Here is a 7,118-nt window from a genome sequence, read left to right as displayed (position 1 = left end):
GCTTGCTGAGCAGCTCTGCTAAATATTCCTGTGCTGAATCTGTAATCGTTACGTTAACCATCAAACCTAAACCTCACTAATTGAGTCAGGTATTTTACGGAAAATTACGCCTGATAAAAACCATAGAAATAGCATGGTTTAATAGACAGCTCGTTGTTGATAATCACTCTCAAGGCAGTTGATAACCGCTCTCATGCCCGTTGACAGCTATTCCCAACCCGCGCCACAAAGCGCTCGGTCAGGTTGCTCAAATAACCTAAACTTCTATTTCTGGATTGGGTTCAAACCGTGATTCCTGCTAGAATGCCGATCTACATCAAAATATTTTGATATAGATTGGATTTTTGCCGGTTTTGAGTGCTTTTTGAGCAAAAAACTATCAACTTCAATCTTTACTCTTTTTTAAAGAACGCTTTTCACTTAATAAAGGTTTTTCAACGATGTCTGATCGCAATGCTCGTCTCACGGCCCTTTACGCTGCCATTAAGGATCGAATTCTGATTCTCGATGGAGGCATGGGCACGATGATCCAGAGCTACCAGCTGAGCGAAAGTGACTACCGGGGCGAACGCTTTGCAGACTACCATCTGGATATCGCCGGCAATAACGATTTGCTCTCCATAACTCAGTCCAAACTGATTAAGGAAATGCACACCGCCTACATGGAAGCCGGTGCTGACATCATTGAAACCAATACCTTTAACAGCACGCAGATCTCCATGGCGGATTATGAGATGGAGTCTCTAGCCCATGAGATCAATGTCGTTGCCGCTCAAGTGGCGCGCGAGGCGGCAGATGAAATGACGGCTCGCAACCCTGACAAGCCGCGTTTTGTGGCGGGTGTTATTGGACCGACCAGCCGAACCTGCTCTATTTCACCGGACGTGAATGATCCCGGTGCTCGTAACGTGACCTTTGATCAGCTGGTGGAGAACTACCTGGAATCCGTTGATGGCCTGGTGAAAGGCGGTTCAGATCTGATTTTGATCGAAACCATTTTCGACACCCTGAATGCCAAAGCGGCTATATTCGCGGTTCAGGAGTACTTTGAGCGCGAAGGCATTGAGTTGCCGATTATGATCTCTGGCACCATCACCGATGCGTCCGGTCGTACTCTCTCCGGCCAAACCACCGAGGCATTCTATAACTCTCTGGCTCACGCCAAACCGCTGTCTATTGGTCTGAACTGTGCTCTGGGCGCGAAAGAGTTACGCCAATATGTGTCAGAGCTTTCGCGAGTGGCTGAATGCCACGTCTCTGCCCACCCGAACGCCGGTTTGCCCAATGAGTTTGGTGAGTACGACGAGACACCTGAGCAGATGATTGCTGTCGTTAAAGAGTTTGCTGAAAGCGGTCTGGTCAACATCATAGGCGGTTGTTGCGGTACCACACCGGGTCATATCAAGGCCATTGCCGATGAGATGACCAAGCACAAGCCTCGTGAATTACCGCAGATCGAGCCTGCCTGTCGCCTTTCCGGCCTGGAGCCTTTTAACATCACCGCTGAGTCCCTGTTTGTGAACGTGGGTGAACGCTGTAACGTTACCGGTTCTGCCAAGTTTAAGCGTCTGATTGTCGAAGGTGATTACGACACCGCGCTGGAAGTCGCTCTGGAGCAGGTTGAAAACGGCGCTCAGGTGATCGACATCAATATGGATGAGGGCATGCTGGACGCTGAAGCGGCTATTGTGCGCTTCCTTAACCTGATCGCCGGTGAACCGGACATTTCCCGCGTACCAATTATGGTCGACTCCTCGAAGTGGGAAGTCATTGAAGCCGGTCTGAAGTGCATTCAGGGTAAGCCCATCGTCAACTCAATCAGCCTCAAAGAAGGCGAAGATGAGTTTATCGAGCGTGCCCGTCTCTGTCAGCGTTACGGCGCAGCGGTTGTAGTGATGGCGTTTGACGAAGACGGTCAGGCGGATACCCTGGCCCGCAAAACTGAAATCTGTGAACGCTCATATCGCGTGCTAGTGGACAAGGTTGGCTTCAACCCCGCAGACATTATTTTCGACCCCAATATCTTCGCGGTGGCCACCGGTATTGATGAGCACAATAACTACGCGGTGGACTTTATCGAGGCCTGCCGCTGGATTAAACAAAACCTGCCACACGCTGGCATTTCCGGTGGTGTATCCAACGTCTCCTTCTCTTTCCGGGGCAACAATCCGGTGCGTGAAGCGATTCACTCCGTGTTCCTGTACTACGCCATCCAGGCTGGCCTGAATATGGGTATCGTCAATGCCGGTCAGCTGGCGGTTTACGATGATCTGCCAAAAGAATTGAAAGACGCCGTTGAAGACGTCATCCTAAACCGCAACAGCGATGCGACCGAAGCCTTGCTGGCCATTGCCGATAAATTCAAAGGCGACGGCAGCACGGGTGAGAAGAAAGAAGATCTGGAATGGCGCAGCTGGGATGTCAAGAAACGCATCGAGCATGCACTGGTGAAAGGTATATCAACCTTTATCGTTGAAGACACAGAAGTCGCTCGCCAGCAATCCACCAGACCTCTGGATGTGATTGAAGGCCCATTGATGGATGGTATGAACGTGGTCGGCGATCTGTTTGGTGCCGGTAAAATGTTCCTGCCACAGGTTGTAAAGTCTGCCCGTGTGATGAAACAGTCCGTGGCTTACCTGAACCCCTTTATCGAGGCCGAAAAAACCGAAGCCACCAAGCCTAATGGCAAGATTCTGATGGCCACCGTAAAAGGCGATGTGCACGATATTGGTAAGAACATCGTGGGTGTGGTGTTGCAGTGTAATAACTTCGAGGTGGTTGATCTCGGCGTGATGGTGCCCTGCGAGAAGATTCTGCAAGTGGCGCAAGAAGAGAAGTGCGACATTATCGGCCTGTCTGGCCTGATTACCCCATCTCTGGATGAAATGGTCACCGTAGCCAAAGAAATGGAGCGTCAGGGCATCAATAAGCCATTACTGATTGGTGGGGCTACTACCTCCAAAGCTCACACGGCGGTGAAGATTGAACCTCAATTCAAGCTCAATCAGGTCACTTACGTGGCAGATGCCTCACGCGCTGTGGGTGTCGCCAGCAAATTGCTGAACGACGACTTGCGTGATGCCTTTGTGGCAGAAACTCGAGCCGAGTACGAAACTGTTCGTGAGCGTAATGCAGGCCGTAAAGCGCGAGGTACGGTTCGCACCTACCCGGAAGCCATTACCCGCGGGTTAAAGCTGGATTGGGACAACTACACCCCGCCCGCTCCAACCTTTACCGGCACCAAGGTATTTGAAGACTATCCGCTGGAAGAGCTGATCGAAACCATCGACTGGACGCCTTTCTTCATTACCTGGGATCTGGTGGGCAAATACCCGCGTATCTTTGATGATGAAGTGATTGGTGAGGCAGCCAAAAACCTCTACGCCGATGCCCAGGCCATGCTGAAACGCATCGTCGATGAAAAACTGCTGACAGCTCGTGCGGTCATTGGCTTCTGGCCAGCGAATACCGTCAATCACGACGACATTGCTGTGTTCAGTGACGAGAGCCGCTCCGAAGAGCTTGCGACCCTGCACCACATTCGTCAGCAGGTGCAAAAGCCTGGCAATACCAAACCGAACACCTCACTGGCCGACTTTGTTGCCCCTAAAGACTCTGGCAAGCAGGATTACATCGGTGGCTTTGCTGTGACGGCAGGTATTGGTTGTGATGAGCTTTGCGCTGAATACGAAGCCAAACAGGATGATTACAACAGCATCATGGTGAAAGCTCTGGCAGATCGTCTGGCGGAATCTCTGGCTGAGCGGATGCATCAGCGTGTGCGTAAAGAGTTCTGGGGCTATATCCCTGACGAGCAGTTGGAGAACGAAGATCTGATCAAAGAAAAGTATCAGGGTATTCGTCCGGCACCGGGCTACCCCGCCTGCCCGGATCACACCGAGAAAACCACCCTCTTCAACTTGCTGGATGCCACAGACAAGATCGGGATCGAACTGACCGAACACTTTGCCATGACCCCAACAGCTGCTGTGTCTGGCTGGTATTTCTCACACCCTGAGTCTTACTACTTCCCGGTTGGCAAGATTCAGAAAGACCAGGTGGAATCCCTGTCTGCCCGTAAAGGGATGGAAGTGCCCGCGTTAGAGCGCTGGTTGCAACCGATCCTCGGTTATGACGACTGACCATCCAATAGCGCTGCTGTAGTATTAGTAAAACTTCTAGTATTAGCAAAGCTTCTCGTACTAGCAAAACCTTTAGTACTAGAAAAGCCTCTCTGCCCCCTCCTCCTTTGTGTTAAGGAGGTTTGGGGTAGAGAGGCTTTTTTCGTAGAGAGGTTGGTTCATAGACAGGCTGGTTCGTAGAGATGCTTGCTCGTACAGAAGCGTTTATTTCACCTGTCAGCAGTTTCATCATTTTATTGTCATCTTTGGCGCGTATATTCACCTCATTCTCCAAGAGGTACCGCTATGTATATCTTCAAAGACCCCGTATTTTTAGCCACACTATTTCTCACGTCTCTGATCATGACACTGCTGTCAGCCGTTCCGGCTTACGCAGATGACGAAATCAGTGATGAGATGATTCAGCTATCCACCCAGATTGTGCGTGATTATCGTGAATTGCGGACAAGTTGCAGTGAGAAAGAAGGTGAATCCAGGAAGATGTGTTATTACCGTCTGCGTATCGGTCTGTGGGACTACAAACAGGCCCGGGAAACTCTGAGCAAAGAAGGCATCCACCGAACTTCCGAACTGCCTGATCAGGTTGCCCAACACTAACGCTTCTTGAGTAGCAAACATACAAACTGCTAGTCTACGAGCTACCAAGCTGACTTTGAGAGTGGTGGCCAGACAATGAGCGAGCCTCAAAAAGAAGATTCAAAACCGGGATTCTGGGCCGTCGTGCTCAGCACATTTGCCGCCGCTTTTGGCGTTCAAAGCAGTCGAGCCCGAGAACGTGATTTCAAGCATGGCAACATCTGGGTTTACATCACCGCCGGACTGATATTCACAACGCTATTTGTATTGGCCATCTACACTCTGGTTCAAACTGTCCTGAGTGGTCAGTAGAAGAAAAGCGTCGCGAACACTAACGCTCTTTAACCGTTTCTGTGATGAGCACTAACGGAATTACTCATAAGATATTTTAAGTCAATTTAGGCCGCTCAAGCGTGCTTCCAAAGCGCGGATGACTCAATCCCACCGGCGCGTAAAAGCTTCTGAATATTGCCTTTCAGAACCCGATATTCCGTTGTATGAAGTTCTTGTAGAAAGATTTCCTGATGTTTTTCGGCCGCATCATCCAGATGCTGCACCATCATTTTTCCCGGTTCAGTGATGTGAACTTTAACGGATCGACGATCCAGTCCATCGTGTTCACGCAACACCAATCCCTTCTTTTCCAGGCGATCAACCAAACGCGTAACGGCCGAACGGTCTATACCAATTTGCTCGGCAATGTGTGCTGGAGTATTCGCCAGATCGTGCGTCAGGACATTCATTACCATCCACTGAGGCCAGGTAACGTCCAATGTTTCCAGTTCTTTGTTGAATCTGTCCTGCATGACGCTTGCGAGGCGAGAAATCCAAAAGGTATAACTGTTGTGAAGTAAAAAAGACATGAAAGCCACCAATAACAATGCGTGAGAGATGTATAGATTCAAATAAAATAATTGTTTGATCAATACTTGTCAAAGCACAAGACGATAAAAAACCAAAACTGATGATTTAATGAGCGATTTGAAATTAGAATTGAGGGAGTAAAAACGTTAAGGAGAGATAGAAACAGCGAAGCCCTGTGGCTCCGCTAATTCCATTTATTGACCACTAATCCAGAAGATACAAGTGGAGACAAAGATGGCGATAAGTGCAACAGCTGCGATTGCATCAGCTGAGCTATCACCCGATTCCTGCATTTCAAATTCATCGTGCATTATTATTTTTCTCCATGTAAATGTGAGAAACGTATGAATGGGAAAGCTAGTACTGCATAGCTGAAGGCATTATAGGCATAGAAGAAATCTGTCTATCAAGGCAAAAAAGGCAGTTATTCGTATATTGTCTAAAATTTACTCTATTCATCAACAAGTTAGAATATGAAGTAACTTTTCCTGTTACCTTTCCCCCCACCGGACCCCATTTGAGCCCTATCGCGAAACACCTTGATATGGTGTATCCTTTCGCGCCTCGACTTAGGCTACAAGTCTCTGATCTATAAAGAGATGGGCCTTTTGTCGTCGTGATTAACCTAACTGAATCCAGGTGTACTTCTCAATGTACAAATATGATGAGTATGATCAAAAGATCGTGCGCGAGCGTGTCGCTCAGTTTCGCGGTCAAACCGATCGCTATTTAGCCGGTGAGCTAAAGGATGAGGAATTTCTTCCTTTACGACTGCAAAATGGCCTGTATATCCAGCGCTTGGCGCCTATGCTGCGAGTCAATGTGCCTTACGGCATGCTGAACACTACTCAGCTGCGTAAACTGGCTCATATCGCCCGTCACTACGACAAAGGCTACTGCCACGTCAGTACTCGTCAGAACATCCAGTTCAACTGGCCTGAATTGGCAGAAGTGCCGGACATTCTCGCTGAGCTTGCTGATGTTGAGATGCACGCCACTCAATCCAGTGGTAGCTGTATCCGTAACGTCACCTCGGACCAGTTTGCCGGTATCAGCAACGACGAGATCGTTGATCCGCGCCCTTACTGCGAAATTATCCGTCAGTGGTCAACCTTCCACCCTGAATTCGCTTTCCTGCCGCGCAAGTTCAAAATTGCAGTGACAGGCGCTGCCAGTGACCGTGCCGCCGTTCAGGTTCACGATATTGGGCTGGAAATCGTCAAGAACGACGCTGGCGAAGTGGGCTTCAAGGTACTCGTCGGTGGTGGCTTGGGCCGTACGCCGGTGATTGGCTCAGTTATCAACGAGTTCCTGCCAGAAGAGCACATTCTGTCTTATCTCGACGCAATCGTTCGTATTTACAACCAGTTAGGGCGTCGCGATAACAAATACAAAGCCAGAATCAAGATTCTGGTGAAGGCCATGGGCGCCGACAAATTCGCTGAAAAAGTCGAAGCTGAATTCGCTCACTTGAAAGGCGGCCCCACTACCCTGACTCAGGAAGAAATTGCTCGCGCCAGCGACGCCTTCCCG

Annotated in this window: 5 protein-coding genes; 4 read left to right on the top strand and 1 reads right to left on the bottom strand. The window is 49.4% G+C overall.

Going from position 1 to position 7,118, the window contains the following annotated elements:
• Positions 1-440: 440 nt before the first annotated feature.
• From metH to ACTG33_RS10395, 3 genes are all read left to right on the top strand, one after another.
• Positions 441-4,145, top strand: a complete 3,705-nt coding sequence (gene metH, locus ACTG33_RS10405) for a methionine synthase (protein WP_439135144.1) — start codon at positions 441-443, stop codon at positions 4,143-4,145.
• A 285-nt stretch (positions 4,146-4,430) separates the two neighbouring features.
• Positions 4,431-4,742 carry a hypothetical protein gene (locus ACTG33_RS10400; protein ID WP_439135143.1) on the top strand — a complete coding sequence of 104 codons (312 nt, stop codon included), beginning with the start codon at positions 4,431-4,433 and terminating at the stop codon, positions 4,740-4,742.
• A 75-nt stretch (positions 4,743-4,817) separates the two neighbouring features.
• Positions 4,818-5,033 (top strand): DUF2970 domain-containing protein, encoded by a 216-nt coding sequence (locus ACTG33_RS10395; protein ID WP_439135142.1) that lies wholly within the window; start codon positions 4,818-4,820, stop codon positions 5,031-5,033.
• Between the two features lie 95 nt (positions 5,034-5,128).
• Here ACTG33_RS10395 and ACTG33_RS10390 read toward each other — a convergent pair whose 3' ends face one another.
• Entirely contained in the window at positions 5,129-5,584 is a 456-nt protein-coding gene (locus ACTG33_RS10390) for a MarR family winged helix-turn-helix transcriptional regulator (RefSeq protein ID WP_439135141.1), read from the bottom strand.
• 652 nt (positions 5,585-6,236) lie between these two features.
• Here ACTG33_RS10390 and ACTG33_RS10385 point away from each other — a divergent pair.
• The coding region (locus tag ACTG33_RS10385) for a nitrite/sulfite reductase (RefSeq protein WP_439135140.1) at positions 6,237-7,118 on the top strand (882 nt) is incomplete at its 3' end.

The sequence above is a fragment of the Pseudomaricurvus sp. genome, assembly GCF_965662505.1.
In the GTDB taxonomy this organism is placed as follows: Bacteria; Pseudomonadota; Gammaproteobacteria; order Pseudomonadales; family Cellvibrionaceae; genus Pseudomaricurvus.
Note: the sequence above shows the minus strand (reverse complement) of the source record. Positions and strands in the feature narration are given on the sequence as shown.